Annotated in this window: 21 protein-coding genes and 1 pseudogene; 5 read left to right on the top strand and 17 right to left on the bottom strand. The window is 60.3% G+C overall.

Going from position 1 to position 23,045, the window contains the following annotated elements; translation table 11 throughout:
- Positions 1–13: 13 nt before the first annotated feature.
- Positions 14–931 carry a sulfate adenylyltransferase subunit CysD gene (gene cysD / locus ACIP02_RS06675; RefSeq protein WP_003251799.1) on the bottom strand — a complete coding sequence of 306 codons (918 nt, stop codon included), beginning with the start codon at positions 929–931 and terminating at the stop codon, positions 14–16.
- Positions 932–1,177: 246 nt separating this feature from the next.
- Positions 1,178–1,936: a Nif3-like dinuclear metal center hexameric protein gene (locus tag ACIP02_RS06670; protein ID WP_400614449.1), complete on the bottom strand. Its 759-nt coding sequence runs from the start codon at positions 1,934–1,936 to the stop codon at positions 1,178–1,180.
- 168 nt (positions 1,937–2,104) lie between these two features.
- On the opposite strand from ACIP02_RS06670, the gene algW reads away from it, so the two are divergent.
- The gene (gene algW / locus ACIP02_RS06665; RefSeq protein ID WP_400614447.1) at positions 2,105–3,265 is read left to right on the top strand and encodes a Do family serine endopeptidase AlgW; all 1,161 of its coding nucleotides are present in this window, start codon (positions 2,105–2,107) and stop codon (positions 3,263–3,265) included.
- A gap of 160 nt (positions 3,266–3,425) precedes the next feature.
- Here the strand turns inward: algW and ACIP02_RS06660 are convergent, their stop codons facing one another.
- The 4 genes from ACIP02_RS06660 to ACIP02_RS06645 all read right to left on the bottom strand — a co-directional run bounded on the left by ACIP02_RS06660 (position 3,426) and on the right by ACIP02_RS06645 (position 7,583).
- The gene (locus ACIP02_RS06660) at positions 3,426–4,190 is read right to left on the bottom strand and encodes an amino acid ABC transporter ATP-binding protein (protein WP_016498022.1); all 765 of its coding nucleotides are present in this window, start codon (positions 4,188–4,190) and stop codon (positions 3,426–3,428) included.
- Positions 4,191–4,200: 10 nt separating this feature from the next.
- Complete coding sequence (locus tag ACIP02_RS06655) at positions 4,201–5,298, bottom strand: amino acid ABC transporter permease (protein ID WP_400614444.1); 1,098 nt, start codon at positions 5,296–5,298, stop codon at positions 4,201–4,203.
- Between the two features lie 10 nt (positions 5,299–5,308).
- A complete protein-coding gene (locus tag ACIP02_RS06650) occupies positions 5,309–6,487 on the bottom strand; it encodes an amino acid ABC transporter permease (protein ID WP_400614441.1) in 1,179 nt (392 codons plus the stop codon).
- Between the two features lie 67 nt (positions 6,488–6,554).
- On the bottom strand, positions 6,555–7,583 hold the full coding sequence (locus ACIP02_RS06645; RefSeq protein WP_201201991.1) for an amino acid ABC transporter substrate-binding protein: 1,029 nt from the start codon (positions 7,581–7,583) through the stop codon (positions 6,555–6,557).
- A gap of 332 nt (positions 7,584–7,915) precedes the next feature.
- On the opposite strand from ACIP02_RS06645, the gene ACIP02_RS06640 reads away from it, so the two are divergent.
- Together ACIP02_RS06640 and rhlB are read left to right on the top strand one after the other, a co-directional pair.
- Positions 7,916–8,572, top strand: coding sequence for an alpha/beta hydrolase (locus ACIP02_RS06640; RefSeq protein WP_400614438.1), 657 nt, complete (start codon positions 7,916–7,918; stop codon positions 8,570–8,572).
- A gap of 101 nt (positions 8,573–8,673) precedes the next feature.
- Positions 8,674–10,137, top strand: a complete 1,464-nt coding sequence (rhlB, locus tag ACIP02_RS06635; RefSeq protein ID WP_400614436.1) for an ATP-dependent RNA helicase RhlB — start codon at positions 8,674–8,676, stop codon at positions 10,135–10,137.
- Positions 10,138–10,311: 174 nt separating this feature from the next.
- Here the strand turns inward: rhlB and moaE are convergent, their stop codons facing one another.
- From moaE to moaC, 3 genes are read right to left on the bottom strand one after another with little or no spacing between them, the layout of a single operon-like run.
- Complete coding sequence (moaE, locus tag ACIP02_RS06630) at positions 10,312–10,758, bottom strand: molybdopterin synthase catalytic subunit MoaE (RefSeq protein WP_400614434.1); 447 nt, start codon at positions 10,756–10,758, stop codon at positions 10,312–10,314.
- 2 nt (positions 10,759–10,760) lie between these two features.
- Positions 10,761–11,006 carry a molybdopterin converting factor subunit 1 gene (gene moaD / locus ACIP02_RS06625; RefSeq protein WP_400614432.1) on the bottom strand — a complete coding sequence of 82 codons (246 nt, stop codon included), beginning with the start codon at positions 11,004–11,006 and terminating at the stop codon, positions 10,761–10,763.
- Entirely contained in the window at positions 11,006–11,476 is a 471-nt protein-coding gene (gene moaC / locus ACIP02_RS06620; RefSeq protein ID WP_400614430.1) for a cyclic pyranopterin monophosphate synthase MoaC, read from the bottom strand. Before moaC ends, moaD begins: the two co-directional genes overlap by 1 nt.
- A gap of 608 nt (positions 11,477–12,084) precedes the next feature.
- On the opposite strand from moaC, the pseudogene ACIP02_RS06615 reads away from it, so the two are divergent.
- A pseudogene (locus ACIP02_RS06615) lies at positions 12,085–13,289 on the top strand (MFS transporter).
- A gap of 47 nt (positions 13,290–13,336) precedes the next feature.
- Here ACIP02_RS06615 and ACIP02_RS06610 read toward each other — a convergent pair.
- Both ACIP02_RS06610 and ACIP02_RS06605 read right to left on the bottom strand, forming a co-directional pair.
- Entirely contained in the window at positions 13,337–14,731 is a 1,395-nt protein-coding gene (locus ACIP02_RS06610; RefSeq protein WP_012274097.1) for a PhoH family protein, read from the bottom strand.
- A 281-nt stretch (positions 14,732–15,012) separates the two neighbouring features.
- The gene (locus tag ACIP02_RS06605) at positions 15,013–16,140 is read right to left on the bottom strand and encodes a polysaccharide deacetylase family protein (protein ID WP_400614428.1); all 1,128 of its coding nucleotides are present in this window, start codon (positions 16,138–16,140) and stop codon (positions 15,013–15,015) included.
- Between the two features lie 137 nt (positions 16,141–16,277).
- Between ACIP02_RS06605 and yaaA the strand changes: the two genes are divergently transcribed.
- Complete coding sequence (gene yaaA / locus ACIP02_RS06600; RefSeq protein ID WP_400614426.1) at positions 16,278–17,057, top strand: peroxide stress protein YaaA; 780 nt, start codon at positions 16,278–16,280, stop codon at positions 17,055–17,057.
- Positions 17,058–17,187: 130 nt separating this feature from the next.
- Here yaaA and ACIP02_RS06595 read toward each other — a convergent pair whose 3' ends face one another.
- The 6 genes from ACIP02_RS06595 to ACIP02_RS06570 form a co-directional block, all read right to left on the bottom strand.
- The gene (locus ACIP02_RS06595) at positions 17,188–18,279 is read right to left on the bottom strand and encodes an efflux RND transporter periplasmic adaptor subunit (protein WP_400614423.1); all 1,092 of its coding nucleotides are present in this window, start codon (positions 18,277–18,279) and stop codon (positions 17,188–17,190) included.
- A gap of 124 nt (positions 18,280–18,403) precedes the next feature.
- Positions 18,404–19,747 carry a TolC family protein gene (locus ACIP02_RS06590; RefSeq protein ID WP_400614421.1) on the bottom strand — a complete coding sequence of 448 codons (1,344 nt, stop codon included), beginning with the start codon at positions 19,745–19,747 and terminating at the stop codon, positions 18,404–18,406.
- A gap of 70 nt (positions 19,748–19,817) precedes the next feature.
- The gene (locus tag ACIP02_RS06585) at positions 19,818–20,987 is read right to left on the bottom strand and encodes an ABC transporter permease (RefSeq protein ID WP_400614418.1); all 1,170 of its coding nucleotides are present in this window, start codon (positions 20,985–20,987) and stop codon (positions 19,818–19,820) included.
- Positions 20,980–21,636, bottom strand: a complete 657-nt coding sequence (locus ACIP02_RS06580; RefSeq protein WP_400615045.1) for an ABC transporter ATP-binding protein — start codon at positions 21,634–21,636, stop codon at positions 20,980–20,982. Before ACIP02_RS06580 ends, ACIP02_RS06585 begins: the two co-directional genes overlap by 8 nt.
- A gap of 5 nt (positions 21,637–21,641) precedes the next feature.
- Positions 21,642–22,424, bottom strand: a complete 783-nt coding sequence (locus tag ACIP02_RS06575) for a hypothetical protein (protein WP_400614415.1) — start codon at positions 22,422–22,424, stop codon at positions 21,642–21,644.
- Between the two features lie 91 nt (positions 22,425–22,515).
- Entirely contained in the window at positions 22,516–23,016 is a 501-nt protein-coding gene (locus ACIP02_RS06570; RefSeq protein ID WP_400614412.1) for a hypothetical protein, read from the bottom strand.
- Positions 23,017–23,045 lie beyond the last annotated feature (29 nt).

Genomic DNA, 23,045 nt, shown 5'->3' with positions numbered 1-23,045 from the left:
GTAACCCTGAAAATTAGAAGTAGCCCTGACGTTTCTTGTCTTCCATGGAACCGGCGCCATCGTGGTCGATGACCCGGCCCTGGCGCTCGGAAGTGCGCGTCAGGAGCATTTCCTGAATGATGTCGGTGAGCGTTTCGGCTTCCGACTCGACAGCGCCCGTGAGCGGGTAGCAGCCGAGGGTACGGAAACGCACCTTCTTCTTGACGATGCGGGCTTTCTCTTCCTCGGAGAGGTGCTCGAGAATGCGCTCGTCGTCGATCATGATCAGGGTGCCGTTCTTCTCGATGACTTCACGCTCGGCGGCGAAGTACAGCGGCACGATCGGGATGCCTTCAAGGTAGATGTACTGCCAGATGTCCAGCTCGGTCCAGTTCGACAGCGGGAAGACACGGATCGACTCGCCCTTGTTGACCTTGCCGTTGTACACGTTCCACAGCTCGGGGCGCTGGTTCTTCGGGTCCCAGCGGTGCTTGCTGTCACGGAACGAGTACACACGCTCCTTGGCCCGCGACTTCTCTTCGTCGCGGCGCGCGCCACCGAAGGCGGCATCGAAACCATGCTTGTCCAGCGCCTGCTTCAGGCCCTGGGTTTTCATGATGTCGGTGTGCTTGGAGCTGCCATGGGTGAACGGGTTGATGCCCTGCGCCACACCCTCAGGGTTGACGTGGGTGATCAGCTCCAGGCCCATTTCCTCGACCATCTTGTCGCGGAAGCTGTACATCTCCTGGAATTTCCACTGGGTGTCGACGTGCATCACCGGGAACGGCAGCTTGCCCGGGAAGAAGGCCTTGCGCGCCAGGTGCAGCATCACGGCGGAATCCTTGCCGATCGAGTACAGCATTACCGGGTTGTCGAACTCGGCCGCCACCTCGCGGATGATGTGGATGCTTTCCGCCTCCAGCTGTTTCAAGTGCGTCAGTTTGTCGACCATGGCTACTCACGAAAAACGATCTTATGGACGGCCTGCGGGCCGTGTTCGAGCGAGCCACTTTATCACAGCGGCTGCTTCTATTTAGGAGGCTGGCTAGATCGAAAAGGTCTAACGATATGACTGGGGGTTTGGCTGGCAGGGCCGGCCTCTTCGCGGGTAAACCCGCTCCCACAGGGACTGCACTGGCTCAGGCTTGATGCTATCCCTGTGGGAGCGGGTTCACCCGCGAAGAGAGCGACGCCGATGTCAGATAGGATTCGGGCAATCGATGAACAGGTGCTCCACGGCAAACCGCCGCGCCAGGTATTCACCCAGCGCCTGCACCCCATAGCGCTCGGTGGCATGGTGCCCGGCAGCAATGAAGCTGACGCCATTCTCGCGGGCACTGTGATAGGTCTGCTCCGACGCCTCGCCGGTCAGGTACAAATCGACCCCGGCAGCAATCGCCGTGTCGATGTAGCCCTGCCCGCCCCCGGTGCACCAGCCAACCCGGCGAATCATCTGGTCGCCTTCGACCAGCAACGGCTCACGCCCCAGCACTTCCTGCACCCGCCGGGCAAAGTCGCGCGCGGTCATCGGCTCGGCCAGCGAGCCGACCAGCCCGACCACCTTGAGGTTCTCCGGGTCCAGCGGCCCTTCGACGGTGATGTCCAGTTGCCGCGCCAGTTGCACGTTGTTGCCCACCTCCGGGTGTACATCCAGCGGCAAGTGGAACGCCAGCAGGCTGATGTCGTTGTTCAGCAAGGTCTTCAACCGGCGCTGGCGGATGCCGGTGATACAAGGATTTTCGCCCTTCCAGAAGTAGCCATGGTGTACCAACACCAGGTCGGCCTCGGCTTCGACTGCCGCATCCAGCAGCGCCTGGCTGGCGGTAACGCCACTGACGATGCGGCTGACCTGCGGCCGGCCTTCTACCTGTAACCCGTTGGGGCAATAATCCTGGATCTTCGCGCTGCCCAGGTAACGCTCGGCTTCCTCGACCAGGGTGTTAAGAGCGACGGCCATGAAAATCTCCTCGAAAACTGCGCTTTTCCCGGGCACAACGCAGAGGGAACGCCCGTATAATGCCGGCCATTATGGGCCGTCGCCGGCACTGGGGGAACCGGTGTATGATCGCGCGCGCTCATGCCCCACCGCGCGGCCGCTGGCCCCCGCTCTTTCCAGGATCCGTTCATGTTCAAGGCGTTGCGTTACTTTGGCTGGCCCCTGCTTACCGGCGTACTGATCGCCATGCTGATCATCCAGCGTTACCCGGAGTGGGTCGGCCTGCCCAGCCAGGACGTCAACCTGCAGCAGGCCCCGCAGACCACGCGGATCATGCAGGGCCCTGTGTCGTACGCCGACGCCGTGACCCTCGCCGCCCCGGCGGTGGTCAACCTGTACACCACTAAAGTGGTGAACAAAAGCGCCCACCCACTGTTCGAAGACCCGCAGTTCCGCCGCTTCTTCGGCGACAACTTGCCCAAGCAGCGCCGCTGGGAGTCGAGCCTGGGTTCGGCGGTGATCATGAGCCCCGAAGGCTACCTGCTGACCAACAACCACGTCACCAGCGGCGCCGACCAGATCGTCGTGGCCCTGAAAGATGGCCGCGAAACCCTGGCCCGGGTGATCGGCAGCGACCCGGAAACCGACCTGGCGGTGCTGAAGATCGACCTGAAGAACCTGCCCGCCATTACCATCGGCCGTTCCGACACCATTCACATCGGCGACGTGACGCTGGCTATCGGCAACCCGTTCGGCGTCGGCCAGACCGTGACCATGGGCATCATCAGCGCCACTGGCCGTAACCAGTTGGGCCTGAACAACTACGAAGACTTCATCCAGACCGATGCGGCGATCAACCCGGGCAACTCCGGGGGGGCGCTGGTGGATGCCAACGGCAATCTGGTCGGCATCAACACTGCAATCTTCTCCAAGTCTGGCGGTTCGCAAGGCATCGGCTTTGCCATCCCGGTGAAACTGGCGCTGGAAGTGATGAAGTCGATCGTCGAGCATGGCCAGGTGATTCGTGGCTGGCTGGGCATCGAAGTGCAGCCGCTGAGCCAGGAGCTTGCCGAATCGTTTGGCATGAAGGACCGCCCGGGCATCGTGGTGGCGGGCATCTTCCGCGAAGGGCCGGCAGCCAAGGCCGGGCTGCAACTGGGTGACGTGATCCTGAGCATCAACGGCGAACCGGCCGGTGACGGGCGTAAGTCGATGAACCAGGTGGCGCGGATCAAGCCCAACGAGAAGATCACCATCGAGGTGATGCGTAATGGGCAGCAGCTGAAACTGGTGGCCGAGGTGGGGCTGCGACCGCCACCGGCGCCGGCTGCTGCACAAGAAGAGAAGTAAGGCTCAGTACGCGCCCCGTGTAGGAGCGGCCTTGTGTCGCGATGGGGCGCGTAGCGGCCCCAGGGATAAATGCTGCGAAGCTGGAATCCTGGGGCCGCTACGCGCCCCATCGCGACACAAGGCCGCTCCTACAGGGACCGCGTTAGCAGCCCCAACAGCATCAATGCAGGATTTGGCTAAGGAACAACCGGGTCCGGTCACTGCGCGGCCGGTCGAAGAAGTCATCCGGTGCCGCTTGCTCCACAATCTCCCCTTTGTCCATGAAGATCACCCGGTTCGCCACGGTACGGGCGAAGCCCATTTCGTGGGTGACACAGAGCATGGTCATGCCATCCTCGGCCAGGCCGACCATGGTATCGAGCACTTCCTTGACCATTTCCGGGTCCAGTGCCGAGGTCGGTTCGTCGAACAGCATGATCTTCGGCTTCATGCACAACGCCCGGGCAATTGCCACCCGCTGCTGCTGGCCACCGGACAACTGCCCCGGGTACTTGTGCGCCTGCTCAGGGATACGCACCCGCTCCAGGTAATGCATGGCAATTTCCTCGGCCTTGCGCCGGGGCATCTTGCGCACCCACATTGGCGCCAGGGTGCAGTTCTCCAGGATGCTCAGGTGCGGGAACAGGTTGAAGTGCTGGAACACCATGCCCACCTCGCGGCGGATGGCCTCGATCTGCTTGAGGTCGTTGGTCAGCTCCACGCCATCGACCACAATGCGCCCTTGCTGGTGCTCTTCCAGGCGGTTGAGGCAACGGATGGTGGTGGACTTGCCCGAACCGGACGGCCCGCACAGCACGATACGCTCGCCCTGGCGCACGTTCAGGTTGATGTCCTTGAGCACATGGAACTGGCCGTACCACTTGTTCACACCCTGCATCTGGATGATGCCTTCGGGGCCGGCAGGCTGCTTGATCGCTTCACTCATTTCGAAACTCCTAACGCTTGTGGCCAGTGTCCAGCTTGCGCTCCAGGTGCATGGAGTAGCGGGACATACCGAAACAGAAAATCCAGAAGACCAGGGCGGCGAACACATAGCCCTCGGTGGCCATGCCCAGCCAGGCCGGGTCGGCGGCGGCTTGCTTGACGCTGTTCAGCAGGTCGAACAGGCCGATGATGATCACCAGGCTGGTGTCCTTGAACAGGGCAATGAAGGTGTTGACGATGCCGGGGATCACCAGCTTGAGCGCCTGCGGCAAAATCACCAGGCCCATCGCCCGCCAGTAGCCCAGGCCCATGGCCGCGGCAGCTTCGTACTGGCCCTTGGGAATGGCCTGCAGGCCACCGCGCACCACCTCGGCGATGTACGCCGACTGGAACAGGATCACACCGATCATCGCCCGCAGCAGCTTGTCGAAGCTCATGCCCTCGGGCAGGAACAACGGCAGCATCACCGAGGACATGAACAGCACGGTGATCAGCGGCACGCCGCGCCAGAACTCGATGAAGGTCACGCACACCACCTTCACCGCCGGCATCTTCGAGCGCCGCCCCAGGGCCAGCAATATGCCCAGCGGCAAGGCGCCGACGATACCCACCGTGGCAATCACCAGGGTCAGCATCAGCCCACCCCACTGGCTGGTCGGTACGCTTTCCAGGCCCAGCACACCGCCATGCAGCAAGGTGTAGGCCAGCACCGGGTACAGCACCAGGAAGCCCAAGCCGTAGAAGGCCTTGCGCGGGAAGCGCTTGATGAACAGCGGTGCGGCACCGAGCACGGCAAGCCACACGGTCAGGTCCACACGCCAGCGCAACTCGGCCGGGTAGTAGCCGTACATGAACTGGCCGAAGCGCTGCTGCACGAACACCCAGCAGGCGCCCTCCTTAGTGCAGTCGGCACGGGTGGTGCCGACCCAGTTGGCGTCGATCAATGCCCACTGCAGCAACGGCGGCACGATCAGCCACACCAGGTAGATGGCAAACAGGGTCAACAAGGTGTTGAGCCAGCTCGAGAACAGGTTGGCACGCATCCATGCGAGTACGCCGACGGTTTTCACCGGTGGCGGCATATCGGGTTTGAAAACATGGGCATTCACGGGCGTATCCTCACCGCTCGATCAGCGCGATGCGCTTGTTGTACCAGTTCATCAGCAGCGAAATGCTGATGCTGATGGCGAGATAGACACTCATGGTGATGGCAATCACCTCGATGGCCTGGCCGGTCTGGTTGAGTACGGTACCGGCGAACAGCGAGACCATCTCCGGGTAGCCGATACCGGCCGCCAGCGACGAGTTCTTCGCCAGGTTCAGGTACTGGCTGGTCAGCGGCGGAATGATCACCCGCAGTGCCTGGGGGATGATCACCTTGCGCAGGGTCGGGCCCTCGCGCAGGCCGAGCGAGCGCGCGGCTTCGGTCTGGCCATGGCTGACCGAACGGATACCGGAGCGCACGATTTCGGCGATGAAGGCAGCCGTATAAATAGTCAGTGCCAGGGTCAACGCAAGCAGCTCGGGGATCAGCACCCAGCCACCGACAAAGTTGAAGCCCTTGAGCTGCGGTACTTCCCAGCTGACCGGGCTGCCGAACAGCAGCACGCTCAGGCCTGGAATGACGATGAACAAGGCCAGCCCGACCCAGAACTTGTGAAACGGCACGCCGGTTTCGTCGAAGCGCTTGTTGGCGAAGCGCACCATCAGCACGATCGCGACAATCGCCACCGCCAGGGCCACGGCGAACGGCCAGAAGCCTTCGGCCATGGACGCGCCAGGCATGTTCAGGCCGCGGTTGCTGATGAAGAACATGTCGTCGATGTTGATGCTGCCCCGCGGTCCCGGCAGGGTCAGGAACACGGCGAAGTACCAGAACAGGATCTGCAGCAGCGGCGGAATGTTGCGGAAGGTTTCCACATACACGGTCGCCAGCTTGTTGATCATCCAGTTCGGTGACAACCGCGCCACCCCAATGACGAACCCCAGGATGGTCGCCAGGATGACGCCAATGAAGGTTACCAGCAGGGTATTGAGCAGGCCGATGACAAACACCCGCGCATAACTGTCGGATTCCACATAGGGGATCAGATGCTGGGCGATGCCGAAGCCGGCGCTACGGTCGAGGAAGTCGAAACCCGAGGTGATACCCCGGTGCTGCAGGTTGGTCTGGGTGTTGTGGAACAGGTACCAGCCCAGGCCCACCACCAAGACGATCGTGAGTATCTGGAACAGCCAGGCACGCACACGCGGGTCGTTCAGGGACAGGCCCTTGGGTGCGCCAATTTGATTTTGCATGAAGTGCCCCGAAAAATAGGGATTCGAACAACCTGCGGCGGCCGGATGCCGCCGCAGGGTGCAACCATCAGCGCACGGGTGGCGCGTACTGGATGCCGCCGTTGTTCCACAGGGCGTTCATGCCACGGTCGATCTTCAGGTCGGTGCTCTGGCCCAGGTTCTTCTCGAACACTTCGCCGTAGTTGCCGACTTGCTTGACGATCTGCACTACCCAGTCTTTGGGCAGCTTGAGGTCCTTGCCGTACTCACCGTCGCCACCCAGCAGGCGGGCAACGTCCGGGTTCTTGGTGGCTTTGGCTTCAGCCTCGACGTTCTTCGACGTGATGCCTGCCTCTTCGGCGTTGAGCATGGCGAACAGGGTCCACTTGACGATGCTGAACCACTCTTCGTCGCCTTTACGCACCACCGGGCCCAGCGGCTCCTTGGAGATGGTTTCCGGCAATACGACGTAGTCGGTCGGCGCCGCCAGCTTGGAACGCTGGGCGAACAGCTGCGACTTGTCCGAAGTCAGCACGTCGCAACGGCCGGACTCCAGCGACTTGGCGCTTTCGTCAGAGGTATCGAAGGTGATCGGGGTGTACTTCAGGCCATTGGCACGGAAGAAGTCCGACACGTTCAGCTCAGTGGTAGTACCTGCCTGGATACAGATGGTCGCGCCATCGAGTTCCTTGGCGCTGGAAACGCCGAGCTTCTTGTTGACCAGGAAGCCGACACCGTCATAGTAGGTAACACCGGCGAACACCAGGCCCATGCCGGCATCGCGCGAGCTGGTCCAGGTGGTGTTGCGCGACAGCACATCGACTTCGCCCGACTGCAGCGCAGTGAAGCGTTCCTTAGCGTTGAGCTGACTGAACTTGACCTTGGTCGCGTCGCCGAACACGGCGGCGGCCACGGCGCGGCACACATCGGCGTCGATGCCGACGATCTTGCCCTGCGCATCAGGTACCGAGAAGCCTGGAAGACCGTCGCTCACGCCACACTGGACGAAGCCCTTCTTCTTTACCGCATCCAGGGTGGCGCCGGCCTGGGCAGTGCTCACGGCGCCCAGCGCGGCGGCAGCGGTGAGGACTGCCAGGGTGGTTTTCAACACGTTCATTCACTACCTCCAAATCGCTCTTGTTGTATCGAGCCGGAATTGCACCGCACCCTTTTGAGGCATGTCCGACCCGTATTGGCTTGTTATTGGGTCAATTGGCGCAATGGACTGTTCTGTGACAGCCTTCGCTTACAAAGGGTGTTACCGTCACGGCCTGCCCTTTGCATCACAGGTTGAATTGCAAAGCGCGTACCAAATTTTCTGGCTGTAGCGTTTAAGCGCTCGTCAAGTAGGGAAAGTTGTATCGTTGCGACATTCTTTTTCCGACAATCATTTCCAGCGCCTTCTTTTCACGCACGCCATAACAAGACCCGCACACTTTCGGAGCAGTCATGACCAACCCGCTGATTCTCGAGCCACAGAAAACCGCTGACGCCTGTGTGATCTGGTTGCACGGTCTGGGTGCCGACCGTTACGACTTCCTACCTGTGGCCGAATTCATGCAGGAGCGCCTGCCCAGCACACGCTTCATCATGCCCCAGGCACCGACCCGCCCGGTGACCATCAACGGCGGCTACGCCATGCCCAGCTGGTATGACATCAAGGCCATGACCCCCGCCCGCGCCATCGACGAAGCGCAGCTGGAAGAATCTGCCGACCAGGTGGTTGCCCTTATCAAGGCCGAGCAGGCCAAAGGCGTCAGCCTGTCGCGGATTTTCCTCGCCGGTTTCTCCCAGGGCGGCGCCGTGGTACTGCACACTGCTTATATAAAGTGGCAAGAAGCACTCGGCGGGGTAATCGCCCTGTCCACCTACGCCCCCACTTTCAACGACCAGCACCAGCTCAGTGCCTGCCAGCAGCGCACCCCGGCCCTGTGCCTGCATGGCGTGCACGACCCGGTGGTAATCCCGTCGATGGGCCGCACGGCCTTCGAGTACCTGAACACCTGGGGCGTGGCCGCTCGCTGGCACGAATACCCGATGGAACACGAAGTGGTGGTCGAAGAGCTGAACGACATCTACCAATGGCTGGCCGAGCAACTGCAATAAGCGCCTACCGCTTGTAGCTGTAGGGCTATTCCACTACGCCGCGCCCGAATCTTGCATTACACTGCCCGGCGTACATTCCTTAACCAGTTGATGAGACGATCGTGCTCAAGGCACTCAAGAAAATATTCGGCAAGGGAGACGCCGCGCCACAGGCCGTCGCTCCTGCTGCCAGCGTGACGCCACCGGCGCCCGCGCCCGCCAGCGAGGCCCGGCCCGTCGCCAAACCGGCCGCCCCGCCCGCCAACCCTACCCCCACGGCTGAACAGCCTGCCGCCGTTACGCCAGCTGCCGAGAAACCGGCCAAGGACAAACCGCGTCGCGAGCGCAAGCCCAAGCCGCAGGCCAGCCTGTGGAAGCCGGAAGACTTCGTGGTCGAGCCGCAGGAAGGCAAGACCCGCTTCCACGACTTCAAGCTGTCCAACGAGTTGATGCACGCCATCCATGACCTGGGTTTCCCGTACTGCACGCCGATCCAGGCGCAAGTGCTGGGCTATACCCTGCGTGGCCAGGACGCCATTGGCCGGGCCCAGACCGGTACCGGCAAAACGGCCGCGTTCCTGATCTCGATCATTTCCCAGCTGCAGCAAACGCCACCGCCCAAGGAACGCTACATGGGCGAGCCGCGTGCGCTGATCATCGCGCCAACCCGCGAGTTGGTGGTGCAGATCGCCAAGGACGCCGCGGCCCTGACCAAGTACACCGGCCTGAACGTGATGAGCTTCGTCGGCGGCATGGACTTCGACAAACAGCTCAAGGCCCTGGAAGCGCGCCACTGCGACATCCTGGTGGCCACCCCGGGCCGCCTGCTGGACTTCAACCAGCGCGGCGAGGTGCACCTGGACATGGTCGAGGTGATGGTGCTGGACGAAGCCGACCGCATGCTCGACATGGGCTTCATCCCGCAAGTGCGCCAGATCATTCGCCAGACGCCGCCGAAAAGCGAACGCCAGACCCTGCTGTTCTCCGCCACCTTCACCGACGACGTGATGAACCTGGCCAAGCAGTGGACCACCAACCCGGCCATCGTCGAGATCGAGCCGGAGAACGTGGCCAGCGAAACGGTCGAACAGCATGTGTACGCCGTGGCAGGCAGCGACAAGTACAAGCTGCTGTACAACCTGGTGACCCAGAACAAGTGGGAACGGGTGATGGTGTTTGCCAACCGCAAGGACGAAGTGCGGCGCATCGAGGAAAAACTGGTGCGCGACGGCATCAATGCCGCCCAGCTGTCGGGCGATGTGCCGCAGCACAAGCGCATCCGTACCCTGGAGAGCTTCCGCGAAGGGCGTATCACCGTGCTGGTGGCAACCGACGTCGCCGGGCGTGGTATTCACATTGATGGCATCAGCCACGTGATCAACTTCACCCTGCCGGAAGACCCGGACGACTACGTGCACCGCATTGGCCGTACCGGCCGTGCCGGTACCAGTGGTGTGTCGATCAGCTTTGCCGGCGAAGATGATTCGTATCAGCTGCCGGCGATCGAAGAACTGCTGGGGCGCAAGATCAAGTGCGAGATGCCGCCGGATGAGCTGCTAAAGCCGGTGCCGCGCAAGCATCACTGACCTTCAGCGGGCTACATATCCCCTGTAGGAGCGGCCTTGTGTCGCGATAGGGCCGCGCAGCGGCCCCAGCAATTGATGCATTAATGCTGAAATCCTGGGGCCGCTTTGCGGCCCTTTCCGACCGGTCCGGCGTCCCGGCAAGGCCGCTCCTACTGGAATTCGGCGCAGCCTTGACTACCAGCGCCCAGCAGCATCCTGGTCACTCTGCTTCCCTTCCACCCACCTCGCCCCTTCCTGGGTATTTTCCTTCTTCCAGAACGGCGCCCGGGTCTTGAGGTAGTCCATGATGAAATTGCAGGCATCGAACGCTGCCTGCCGATGGGCACTGGCCACGCCGACGAACACGATCGGTTCACCCGGCTCCAGCGCACCAATGCGGTGCAGCACCTCTACCTTCAACAACGGCCAGCGCTGCTCGGCCTCGACCACGATCTTGGCCAGGGCCTTTTCAGTCATGCCCGGGTAGTGCTCGAGGAACATCCCCGCCACTTCGCGGCCATCATTGAAGTCCCGCACATAGCCGACAAAGCCGACCACTGCGCCCACCCCCACGTTGGCCGCATGCATGGCATTGGTTTCGGCCCCCGGGTCGAACGCGCTTTCCTGCACTCGCACTGCCATGTTCAGCCTCCTGTCACCGGCGGGAAGAACGCCACCTCGTCGCCGTCTTCCAGCGGCTCATCAAGCTTGCACAGCTCTTCGTTGCGCGCGCACATCAGGTTCTGCTCGGCCAGCAATTCATACTGCCCGCCCTTGCCCAACAATGCCCGGCGCACATCGTCGACAACCTTGAACTCACCCTCCACCCGCTCGGCATCCACGCCCAGCAGCTCGCGGTAACGGGCGAAGTACATCACTTTGATCTTCATCACGCCTGCACCTTGTAGTGGCCACTCTTACCGCCAACTTTCTCCAGCAGGCGCACCTGTTCGATGACCATGCCTTTATCCACAGCCTTGCACATGTCATAGATCGTCAGCGCCGCAACGCTGGCGGCCGTCAATGCCTCCATCTCCACACCGGTCTGCCCGGCCAGCTTGCAGCGGGCGACGATACGCACCGCGTCCGCACCATCGGCGCTGAGTTCGACCTTGACGCTGGTCAGCATCAGCGGGTGGCACAGCGGGATCAGGTCGCTGGTCTTCTTCGCCGCCTGGATCCCGGCAATGCGCGCCACGGCGAACACATCGCCTTTGGGGTGTTCACCGTCGACGATCATCTGCAGGGTCTGCGGCAACATGCGCACCCGCGCCTCGGCGGTAGCCTCGCGCTCGGTCACGGCCTTTTCAGTGACGTCGACCATGTTGGCCCGCCCCTGGGAATCAAGATGTGTCAGCACTGCTCTGCTCCTGTGAAGGGAAGCTGAAGTTTAAACCTGTGGGTCAGGTTTTGGCAGAAAAAATTGTTCCTTCGAGGAACTCTCATATTTTTCGAGAAAAGATTTTGTCTTCCTGAACATCATGAATCATGAGTAAAGCATTTAACCTCTTGATATCAGGGCATTTAATTACGACGAAATATCCTACATACCGCATAGAACTATCCTACTTTCATACCCTGTTGACTTTTTCCACGCGGAAAATACTCTTACCTCCGAAGTCACAACGACTTCAACAACCACACCGAGGAAATAAGAATGAAAAAAATCAACTTGCAGAATCACCTGAGCGCATTGTCCAACAACGCCTACCACATCCTTGTAGCGCGCGTTGATCAGACAAAAGCATTGGTAGATTAACTCTACATCCTGGGCAGTGCGCGCCTGCCCAGGACTATTAAAAAAATTCGAGATCAACATGAATAATTATAAACTTAACGAAGATATTGTATTCACCGTCAAAAAAGGCTCATCAATAATCGATCTGACGTGGAAAAGTTTTGCACTGAGAACGAGATCTCAACATTTGTGATTGATGACACCATGTACACCAGAATGAGGTAACGGGAATGGAAATCATAAAACCCAGACAGTACGGTTACCTGTATGGATTACGACTTTGCAGCTCCGCGACAGTTTGGCTTGACTTTATTCTTATTTTTTCAACGCTAACTTTCGTCTTTCATGCGCAGGCCGAAACGTTAGCGCTTGCGGCGGCAGTTTATGGTATACCTTCATTAATATTAGGCCCCTACATTGGATCATTACCTGATCGCTATTCGCCACATGCAATTATAGCAGTCAGCTTTGGGATTAGAGCCGTGAGCGCAATCTGTCTCTTTCAAGCTTCTAGCATAGAATTTTTTTTGGCATTTATTGCCTTGAAAGGAATAGCAAATCTCGGATCCACTCCAGCTGAAATCGTACTTACTACCAGGCTCCTTCCACCTGAAAAGATAATAAAAAATACATCCTTAGTAAGTATTACTGATCAAACCATAAAAATAATAGCCCCCTTGCAGCTGGACTATCAATCTCATTGAGCAATAGCACCTACGGATTTCTAGTTTCCGGATTAATAAGCATCAACGGCCTAGCATTTATATGCCTATTGAAGCCAAACTTAGCTCATACTGAAAAAAGTCATAAGACCATACAAAAATCCAGTCTGCGCGAGGTGCTTGATTTTTTTGTGTCACATACGACCGCTCAAGCGTTTCTCTTATGTATGTTAATTCAGTCAGCCGCTCTGGGGACCTATGACTCGCTTTTGAGTCTGTTCATGAGAGAACTGAGCCTTAGCTCTTCATCGTTTGGCCTAGCTGTTAGCGCGACGGCGCTAGGCGGAATAATATCTGGGTTCGCTTTCCCTAACTTATATCGCCGACACATTCTATTTTGCGCAACTGTCGCCTCTTCTATTTTTGGAGTTTGCTTATTAGCTGTAGCCACTACCGGCCTTAACCATGAGTTATTTGGAACCTATTCGTTTCCAGCTTTCTTCCTGATTGCTGGCTTTGCTTATGGACTCACCTCCCAAGGTTTCACTTCGACTCTACAGCTTACATGCCCCAGTAATATTTTAGGTGCGGCATTTTCCACTGCAAGAAGCTGTTCAATTTCCTTATTCATTATCCTTCCGGCTGCGGGTGCATGGTTAGCAGGCGTAATGGGTATCGCCTACGTCATTATGGTAACCGGGTTAATAACGCTCATCAGCGCTGTATTTTTGCATATGTATTACCTACAGCATGAGGCATCGGATGGTTCGTAAAAGTTGCAAGCCTGTTAGAAACAGACTTGCAACTTACAGCGCCGATATTACAGATGCGACTCAGCGTACTCGGCCAGCACCGAACGGGGCACGCCCTGCAGGGTAATGTGCACGCCATGCGGGAAGTCCTTGAAGCGCTCGGTCAGGTAGGTCAGGCCCGAGCTGGTCGCGGACAGGTAGGGGGTGTCGATCTGCGCCAGGTTACCCAGGCAGACCACCTTGGACCCGGAGCCAGCACGGGTGATGATCGTTTTCATCTGGTGCGGCGTCAGGTTCTGGCACTCGTCGATCAGGATCAGGCTCTGCTGGAAGCTGCGGCCACGGATGTAGTTCAGCGACTTGAACTGCAGCGGCACACGCTCAAGGATGTATTCGACGCTGCCATGGGTGCTTTCGTCATCCATGTGCAAGGCTTCGAGGTTGTCGGTAATGGCGCCCAGCCAAGGCTCCATTTTCTCTGCTTCGGTACCCGGCAGGAAGCCGATCTCCTGGTCCAGCCCCTGCACGCTGCGGGTGGCGATGATGCGCCGGTAGCGCTTGCTGACCATGGTCTGCTCGATAGCGGCAGCCAGGGCCAGGATGGTTTTACCGGAGCCGGCAGCACCGGTCAGGTTGACCAGGTGAATGTCCGGGTCGAGCAGGGCGAACAGCGCCAGGCTCTGGTGAATGTCGCGCGGTTTCAGGCCCCAGGCTTCCTGGTGCAGCAACGGCTCCTGGTGCAGGTCGAGCAGCAATAGTTCATCGTTGCGGATGCCTTTGATCCAGCCGACAAAGCCCTGCTCGTCGATGATGAACTCGTTGATATGCACCGCCGGCAGGTTGTCGATCATCTGCACGCGGTGCCAGGTACGGCCACGCTCCTGGCGGGTGTCGACCTTGCTGACCCTATCCCAGAACGAGCCGGTGACTGAATGGTACCCCTTGGACAGCAAGGACACGTCATCGACCAACTGGTCGGTGCTGTAGTCCTCGGCCGCGATGCCACAAGCGCGCGCCTTCAGGCGCATGTTGATGTCTTTGGTGACCAGCACAACGTCCAGGTCGGTGCGCCGGCTGCGCACGTCGAGCAGGGTGTTGATGATGATGTTGTCGTTGAGGTTTTCCGGCAGCAACTTGCTGGGCTCGTTGCGCGGGCTCATGAGGATGGACAGGAAGCCCTTGGGCCCACTCTTGTTACGCTGGATCGGCACGCCCTGTTCGACATCACTGGGCGAAGCGTCACCGAGGGTCTGGTCGATCAGGCGGATGGCCTGCCGGCATTCGGCGGCGATGGTCTGTTTACCGGTCTTGAGCTTGTCGAGTTCCTCCAGCACCGTCATCGGAATGGCGACATGGTGCTCCTCGAAGTTGAGTAATGCGTTGGGGTCGTGAATCAGGACGTTGGTATCGAGCACATAGAGGATTGGCTTGCTGGAGGAAGGGTTGCGTCCTTGGTCATCCATACTCGGTCACCTTATGTCGAAGCCACACGGCGCGGTCTGCTGCGCCGCAAAGTGACTGCCGTGCTCCCCGTATCCGCGTTGCTACGGGCGGGAAGTGAACCTGGCAAGGTGGGCCTGGATGACGCCACCTGTGCTGCAGGAATCGGCTGTCTGGTTTCTTCATACCGCAAAAACCATGACCGGAAAAAGCATTTTTACGCGTTTTTGAAGTTTATTTTTCAGAATGACGAAGGGCCCTTGGCGGCAAAGCAAGACAGGACTACGCTCAGAAGTCATACCCTTTATCCGCTATATCCATATTCCCGGCAATCTTCCCAGCCAATGCCGCTCTGGGCGGTGTTTTGCAGCAACCATTGCACCGCCGGCTGGGCTTTGGGCAGGCTGTCATGGAACTGGATCACACCTTTGCGCCATAGCAGCATCAAGGTGAGTACGCGCTGCGCCGAGGCCTCTGCACTGAGCGCACCGTCATCCTCGGCATCGATATCCCACAACGACACCCGCAACTGTTGGCTGGCCATGAACGCCTCGCCATCGGCCCGGCGCTGCCCATAGGGTGGCCGGAACAGCGGCACGTATTGCTCCGGCAGGTCGGCCTGGACCCGCGCCTGGCTGCGCCGCAGTGAGTCCTGCCAACCGGTCCACTGTGCGTGGGAGCGGTACTCCCAACCGTGGATGCCCACGCACTGGCCGCCGTAGAGCTTGCGCAACGCGTCTGCCGCCCCGGCATCACGGCGTTGCTGCAGGCGGTTACCGAGCACGAAGAAGGTGCCTTGCAGCCTTTGCCTTCGCAGGTACTCGGCAAGCAGATCGGTACTGCCGCCCGCCGGCCCGGGGCCGCCGACGAACGTCAGCAGGAACATGCGATCGTTCAGATGCTCACCATTGCGCTCGCGCGCAGACAACCGCTCCACCTCGCTGCTGGTCTGCGGCAGCAACGCAGCCTTGCGCAGTTGCTCATTGAGGTAGCGCACATGGAACTGATGGCTGGGCTCTACCCAGGCCGTATAGAACGTGCCGACATCGGCCGCGAACGTCGCCGCCTGGGTGCGCAAACCCGCCATGGAGTCAACCGGGTAGCAGAACGACGCATCCTGCTCACAACTGCGCTGCGCCTGCTGATACCCCTCCCACAACCGCTGCCACAGGCGCGCCCGCACTTGGCGCACCTTCTGCAGGTTGATCTGCCGCAGGCCCAGCCGCGCTGCCAGCGCCGCATCATCCAGCAGCTCGCTTTCGTGCAGCACTTGGGCGAACGAAAGGATTTCTGCACGCGAAGCCACATCGAACAACGCCGGGCTGTTCAATGGCTCGGGCCACAGGCTGCGGTCGAGGCTGACCGGGGGTAGAGGGGCGGCTTGCACGGCCAGGCTCGACAGAGCGGCCAGCAAGGCAAAGGCAATGCGCACGGTGGAGAGCTCCGCAACAGCAAAACGCGAACTATAGCGCCTGCACCGGCCATGGTCTGTGACTATCGTCACCATAGTTTGGACTTGTGCCGCCCAGCCCGTAGAATCCCCGACCAACGATGCCAGGAGCCGACCCGATGCTGACGGTGATTTCCCCCGCCAAGACCCTCGACTACGATACCCCGCCCGTGACCGAGCGTTTCACTCTGCCCCAGTACCTGGACGACTCCCAGGCACTGATCCAGCAGCTGCGGGAGCTGTCGCCAGCGCAAATCAGCGAGCTGATGCACCTGTCCGACAAGCTCGCCGGCCTGAATGCCGCGCGCTTCGGCAGCTGGACGCCGGACTTCACCCCGGCTAATGCCAAGCAGGCGCTGCTGGCGTTCAAGGGTGACGTGTACACCGGCCTCGACGCCGAGAGCCTGGGTGAGGACGACTTCAGCTACGCGCAAGACCACCTGCGCATGCTTTCGGGCCTGTACGGCCTGCTGCGCCCGCTCGACCTGATGCAGCCCTACCGCCTGGAGATGGGTACCAAACTGGCCAACGCCCGCGGCAAGGACCTGTATGCCTTCTGGGGCACGCACATCAGCGAATGGCTGAACCAGGCCCTGGTCGAACAGGGTGATGACGTGCTGCTGAACCTGGCCAGCAATGAGTACTTCAGCGCGGTGAAACGCAGCGCTCTCAAGGCACGGGTGATCAACGTCGACTTCAAGGACTGGAAGAACGGCCAGTACAAGATCATCAGCTTCTACGCCAAGAAAGCCCGCGGCATGATGAGCCGCTTCGTCATCCAGCAGCGCATCAGCGACCCGCAGCAGCTCAAGCAGTTCGATGTGCAGGGGTACTACTACAGTGCCGAGCAGTCGAAGGCGGATCACCTGGTATTTCTGCGCGATCATCCGGGCGAGTGAGCCTGTCAGGCCCTCTTCGCGGCTAAAGGCGCTCCTACACCGGGACCGCCCAGGTTTCGGGTTCACGCGGTAGTTGTAGGAGCGGCGTTTGCCGCGAACACCGGCAGCGCCGGTGCCACCGCGAGCGACATCAGGGTATCTGTACATACCCTTTTTCCAGACCGATCGCTTCCACCCCTTGGGGGAGGGCAACCCCAAGCCTGATCGATACCTTCCTCGACGGCTGATCGTCTTCGCCGCGCCATAACACATAGTGCGCCCCTGCCTCATCCTCCTGCAGGGCTTCGGCAGGCACCACCAAAGCATTTTCCTTGCCGTATACCAGCACCCTCAGTTGCGCGCTCATGCCCAGACGCAAGCCCGATCGCGCTGACGCTGCAGGCAGATCAAGATCTGCAATCACGTCATACCAGGCACCTCGGCCACCTTCCGGTCTGGGCTGCTGACCTATATGGGCCAACTGCCCGGAAAACGACTGGCCAGCGACGGAAACCTGCACCTGCTGCCCCTCACGAAGGGTGGCCAGATCCTGCTCTTCCACTGCTGCCACCACCTGCAGCTGGTCGAGGTCTATCAGCTCCAGCAGTGGCGTGCCGCGAACGACCTGCTGGCCTGGCTGCAGCGGTGTCACCGCAGCATCGCCAGGCGCCGTTACCCGCACGGCCACCGCACTGAACGGTGCCTTGATCACGCGCTGTTGGCGCAGGCTTAGCAGTGCGCGTTTTCGCGCCTCGGCGTTGCTCAGCTCCATCCGCGCGATTTGCAGGCTATCGCCCTGGCCGCGTACCAGGGTCTGTTGCAGCTCCTGCTCGGCATCGAGCACGGTTTGACGCTGCGCTTCGACCTGTTGCGCCAGACCCTGCACTTCCAACCGGGCGACAATGCCTCGCTCGTACAGCCGCTGGGTGTCGTCCAGGGTTGCCCGGCTAGCCGACAGCGCGCTTCGCGCATTGGCCAACATGCGCCGCGCCCTGATCACCTCAGGGCCGTTGGCCCATGCCTCAAGTGCCATGGCATTGCTGCGAGCCCTCAACCAGTCCGCCTCGGCCTGTCGCAATTGGATAGCCAGCTGTTCAGTGTCCAGCGTAAGCAGCACCTGCCCTGCCTGAACGCGTTGCCCATGACTGACAGCGACTGCGGCCAGAACGCCGTCGAACGGCGCCGCCACGGTGACCTGGCGTGTTGCCTGTAGCTGGCCGGCCAGGCCCAGATGTTGCTGCAAACGCTGGGGCTCGATCCGCACCCAACGCACGCTGTCGGGTTGCGACTCTGCAGGCCAGGCGTACCAGAGCCAGAAGCCAAACAGACCAGACAGGCCAGGCCATATCCATAAGCCCCTACGCCACCTAGTCATACACATCCACACCCCAGCTTTGCAGCGTCGAACCCTGAATCCGGTCAAGCGCTGCCTGGCCATTGAGGTAAGCAATGGCAGCATCCAGATGGGCGTTCTGAGCGTGGCGCAGGTCACTCTCGAAACTCAGTACCTCAAAGTTGCTGGAGCGCCCGAGGGCCAGTTTTTCCTGTTCGACGTCAAGCTTGCGTTGCGACAGGGACAACGCCCGCTGGGCAATTTCCAACTGCCGCCAACGTACCTGGATATCCCGCACGGCGTCGGTCACATCGCGCTGCAACTGCTGGTACGCCTCGGCCTTGGTCAGTTGATGACGTTGCAGTGCGGCCTCGGCATGCACCTCAGCTTGTCGCTGACTCAGGTCACCCAGTGGTACTTCCAGCTCCAGCCCCACATAACGCTGCCAGCTCGACTGGCTGCCAGGGCGCTCACGCGCCTGGCTGGCCCCGGCCACCAACGACAGGTCCCACCATTGCTGGTCACGCGCCACCAGCAGTTCAACAGCAAGTTGCTCACCGGTAATACGCTGCATCAGATAGGCAGGTTGCAGCGCTTCAGCCCGGGCCAGCGCTTGCGCAGCATCCACATGCACCTGCTGCACCTCGACCTCGTCCACGGCCCGCAAAGGGGTTGCAAGGTCGATGGCCAATGCCTGGGCCAAGGCAAGCCGGCTCTGCTGCAACTGGCTGCGGCTGCTCTCCTGCGCCAGCTCCTGGGTTGCCACCTCGGCTTCAGCCTGGATGATCTCGAACGCCGCCATGCGGCCAGCGGTGATAAGTGCCTGGTTCACCTGCACAAGCTGACGCGCGCGACGCACAGCTTGCTCGGCAATTTTCTGCTGCTCTTGCGCCCGTACCAATGCTCGATAAAGAAAAATGACCTGGCTGATGGCGTGCGCGATATTGTCCTTGAGTGCCAGCCGATTGAGCTGCTCCGACAGTTGCGCCTGACGCAGCGGCGCGCCTGCGACTGCCGGGCCTGCACCGCGCAACAGAGGCTGAATCACCATCAGGTTGGCGCCATCCCTGTAGCGCCGTCCTGACTCATGCAGCTGGGTATGGCCATACGACCAATCCATGCTCAAGCGTGTGCCGTAGGGGGTCAACAGGTTGGCCGAGGGGGCAAACTCGGCCTCGCGGTAACGCTCGCTCTGGTTGCGATTAGCGTAATAGCGGGCCTTGAGCGAAAGCTGCGGCGAATAGCGATTACGGGCCACGCGCAGGTCGAATTTTTCCACCCTGCGCTGAAGGTGGGCACTGCGAATGGCGCGGTTGTCTCGCAAGGCCAAGGCTACCGCGTCTGCCAGCTGCAATGGCACCTCCCGGGTCTGGGCCATTGCCAATGCGCTGACCCCCTCTGCCCAAGCCGCAACAGGCAGCAGCAACGCGCAGGCAAGCAGCCACCCGCTAGTCCTCACGCAATGCCTCCACCGGTTGCAGGCGGGCGGCGGCGAGTGCCGGATACAGGCCAGACAGAAGGCCTGAAACCAACGAAGCGGCAACCCCCAATGGCACCGGATAAATTGCCAGTGACAGCGGCCAACCGGACCACCAGGCGAACAGCCAGGCCGCCAGCAACCCTGCAACTGCACCACCCAGCGCACCGGTACAGGACAACAGCAAGGCCTCGAGCAGGAACGACCAACCGATGTCCCGGGCCCGCGCCCCAAGGGCTAGCCGAAGGCCTATTTCGCGACGGCGCTCGGCCACATTCATCAGCATGACGTTCATCACCCCGACACCGCCCAATAGCAAAGCAATGCCGGCAAACCCCGCCAAAAGGCCGTTGAGCATCTGCGACTGGCCCGTCATGCCCTCCAGCAACTGACTCGGCAGCCGCACCGCCACCTGGTGCTGTGGCAGCTGTGCCTGAAGGTGAGCTACCAGGCGCTCCGCGGACTGTGCCAGCGGATGCGGGTCGCGCCCGAGTGCCAGCATCAGGCCCACTTCCGGGGCCGGCATCAGTCGGTGCATGCCCGATAACGGCATGAGCACAGCCTGGTCCAGCATGATCGGCAATAGCGGATTGTCACCTGTTGCAGCCAGTACCCCTACCACGTGGAACAGATAGTGCCCCATCTGCAGCTGCTGGCCCGGCCTTGCTGCCAACTGGGCCGCCAGCGAGGCACCCAGCACTACATGCAGGGAATCGACATCATGCAGAGACAGCAAGCGCCCTTCACGGGCAGCAAGCCCAAGTACCGCTGCAAGCTGGGCCGTGCTGCCGACGACCATTGCGTCATGTCGCAAGCCAGGCCGCTGGACAGTGCTCGCGGCGACAATCAGCGGCGCTACCACCCGCACGTACGCGGATACGTCGGTCAGGTCGGGCGTCACGGCACCGTTGCCCCTGCCCTGGCGCTCCAGCTCGACCACCATCAGTTCGCTGCCCATGCCTTTGAACAGCGCCTGCACATGCTGCGCTGCACCGTGCCCCATGTTCAGCAAGGCAACCACCGCAGCACAACCTACCCCGATGCCCAGCAATGCCAGCCAAGCCCTGCGCCCCATCAGGCGCAGGTTCAGCAGCGCCTCGGCGAATCGCTGCGGCCAACCTGGGCCATAGCGCTCAGGCATCGCTCAGGCGCCCGTTTTCAACCCGCAGGCAGCGTTGCATCTGCTGCGCCAGTGACAGGTCATGCGTCACCATGAGCAGCGTGGTGCCGCGTTCGCGGTTGAGCGCCAGCAGCAGCTGCAGCACGCGTGTGCCGGTCAGCGGGTCCAGGCTGCCGGTTGGCTCGTCAGCGACCAGCATGCGCGGTTCAGTGACCAGCGCGCGCGCAATGGCGACGCGCTGCCGCTGGCCACCTGACAAGTCGGCAGGCCGCTGACGACCTTGCGCGCCAAGGCCCACGGCCTCCAGCTGCGCCTGGGCCAAGCGCCGCGCGGCAGGCAGGCGCAGGCCCCGATAGGAGAGCGGCAGTGCAACGTTATCCAGCGCGCAAAGCCGCGGCAGCAGGTTGAAACCCTGAAAGACAAAGCCGATCAGCTGATTGCGCATGAGCGCACGGCGATCAGCGCTGGCGGCTGTTACGTCAATGCCGCTGATCAGGACACGGCCACTGCACGGGCGGTCAAGCAGGCCGATCAGGTTCAGCAACGTGCTTTTGCCCGACCCGGACTGGCCAATGATGGCGCAGCTCTGGCCGCTGGGCACCATCAGGTCGATGTCTTGCAGCACTGGCCGGCCGGCATGGAACCGGCTGACGTTGGCAAGGCTGATCATCGGCTTCATGCGGTCTTGTCCTGCTCGTCTGCCGGTGTCAGCACCGGCTGTGCATGCTGGGCCTCATCTTCCAGATTGCGCACTGTCTTCAGGATCGTTTCTATCAGCGAGTCCGCTTCATCACCTCGGGGTAGTTCTTTCTTGCCAATCAGCATACTCAGATTAGTTTCATAATTAAAAAACTGCGCCTCTTCTATCGCAGGCAATGCTTTGTAATAGGCGATCATTTCTCTGATCGCATTATCACTGAGGCCGGTTCGTTCATATTCAGCATTGTCCTTATCGACGATATAACGCGTCCACAATGCATACCGATGTCCAATCTCCTTAAGGGCGGACTCTCTTTCATTCTTGGTGAAATCGCCCTCTTCGTCGTAACCGATCAGTGCCAGTTGTTCCATGGACAGATCTTTGAATGGATTCTGACCTCTGCCGTTAACATATTCGGTAGCCTGCCGCGCACGTGCCAGCAACTCCGGGTCATCCGTGTTGGGTACAAATGCATCGTTCAAAGGTTTGTTCAGACCGTATACAGATTTACTCAGGTCCATCTGGATGCGTATGCCTAACTTACCCAGTTCCTGCTGGCTAAGCTGGCTGTCACGTATTGCTGCTCGCTGTGCCGCAGCAGCCAGTTGTCGAGCCAGCGGAGAGACATCTGGCGCGCGCTCGTCTTCACTTTCGACTCGCCCAGCGTCCATATCAGGCGAGGTCGCGGTAGTGGTTTCTGGGACCGCTTTGAATATATTTTGCAAGGGTGAAGAAACAAAATCGCCAATCCTGGACATGGCCAACCTCCTGGTTCAGTTAACACCTCAATAACTCCCAACCGAGCAGCCTGCCATCAGCTGGACAAGCCGCTCGGGTAAAGCTGAGCAGTTACTTCATGGTGAACTCGGCTTTCCAGGCGTAGTTCGCAGCAAAACCTGAATTCACAGCCGTACAGGTTGCACCACCCGTCGGGGTGGCTGTCTTGTTCCATTTAGGCAGTTTTATACCCCCCGACATCATCATTACGAACGTGGTACTGAAAGCACATGTTCTACGGCCGTCCGTATACCGCAGCATTGCTCCATTTGTATCGGGGCTCACCAGCCGTTGAACCTTGATCATTATGGTCTCGCCAGCCTTGACCACTTGCTTAGGCTGCGGTTTGGCAATCTGGTAGGTGCTGGTCTCGTTCGCGTTCGTCAGTTCAAGCGTTACCGGCCCTGTCCCAAGATTCCTGAAGGTAACCTCAACAGGCGGCCCCGCCAGCGCTTCGCCAGCAGCAAGCAAGGAGGCAGTTGCACAAAGGATTCGCGTCAATTTTTTCATCGATGTCAGTCTCGTCTCTTCCTTGTGTTGATTGGGTGAGACGCCCTTGTAGCCATAGCTCAAGCTGCCTGAGACGTTCCTTCGTACACAGA

This window comes from Pseudomonas sp. NPDC089408 (assembly GCF_044749445.1).
In the GTDB taxonomy this organism is placed as follows: domain Bacteria; phylum Pseudomonadota; class Gammaproteobacteria; order Pseudomonadales; family Pseudomonadaceae; genus Aquipseudomonas.
This window is presented reverse-complemented; position numbering and strand designations above follow the sequence as displayed.

What these genes read in the sequence shown, in the direction of transcription:
- cysD (WP_003251799.1), bottom strand. Translation starts at nt 931, where the DNA reads ATGGTCGACAAACTGACGCACTTGAAACAGCTGGAGGCGGAAAGCATC.
- ACIP02_RS06670 (WP_400614449.1), bottom strand. Translation starts at nt 1,936, where the DNA reads ATGGCCGTCGCTCTTAACACCCTGGTCGAGGAAGCCGAGCGTTACCTG.
- algW (WP_400614447.1), top strand. Translation starts at nt 2,105, where the DNA reads ATGTTCAAGGCGTTGCGTTACTTTGGCTGGCCCCTGCTTACCGGCGTA.
- ACIP02_RS06660 (WP_016498022.1), bottom strand. Translation starts at nt 4,190, where the DNA reads ATGAGTGAAGCGATCAAGCAGCCTGCCGGCCCCGAAGGCATCATCCAG.
- ACIP02_RS06650 (WP_400614441.1), bottom strand. Translation starts at nt 6,487, where the DNA reads ATGCAAAATCAAATTGGCGCACCCAAGGGCCTGTCCCTGAACGACCCG.
- ACIP02_RS06645 (WP_201201991.1), bottom strand. Translation starts at nt 7,583, where the DNA reads ATGAACGTGTTGAAAACCACCCTGGCAGTCCTCACCGCTGCCGCCGCG.
- ACIP02_RS06640 (WP_400614438.1), top strand. Translation starts at nt 7,916, where the DNA reads ATGACCAACCCGCTGATTCTCGAGCCACAGAAAACCGCTGACGCCTGT.
- moaE (WP_400614434.1), bottom strand. Translation starts at nt 10,758, where the DNA reads ATGGCAGTGCGAGTGCAGGAAAGCGCGTTCGACCCGGGGGCCGAAACC.
- moaD (WP_400614432.1), bottom strand. Translation starts at nt 11,006, where the DNA reads ATGAAGATCAAAGTGATGTACTTCGCCCGTTACCGCGAGCTGCTGGGC.
- ACIP02_RS06610 (WP_012274097.1), bottom strand. Translation starts at nt 14,731, where the DNA reads ATGGATGACCAAGGACGCAACCCTTCCTCCAGCAAGCCAATCCTCTAT.
- yaaA (WP_400614426.1), top strand. Translation starts at nt 16,278, where the DNA reads ATGCTGACGGTGATTTCCCCCGCCAAGACCCTCGACTACGATACCCCG.
- ACIP02_RS06590 (WP_400614421.1), bottom strand. Translation starts at nt 19,747, where the DNA reads ATGGCCCAGACCCGGGAGGTGCCATTGCAGCTGGCAGACGCGGTAGCC.
- ACIP02_RS06585 (WP_400614418.1), bottom strand. Translation starts at nt 20,987, where the DNA reads ATGCCTGAGCGCTATGGCCCAGGTTGGCCGCAGCGATTCGCCGAGGCG.
- ACIP02_RS06580 (WP_400615045.1), bottom strand. Translation starts at nt 21,636, where the DNA reads ATGATCAGCCTTGCCAACGTCAGCCGGTTCCATGCCGGCCGGCCAGTG.
- ACIP02_RS06575 (WP_400614415.1), bottom strand. Translation starts at nt 22,424, where the DNA reads ATGTCCAGGATTGGCGATTTTGTTTCTTCACCCTTGCAAAATATATTC.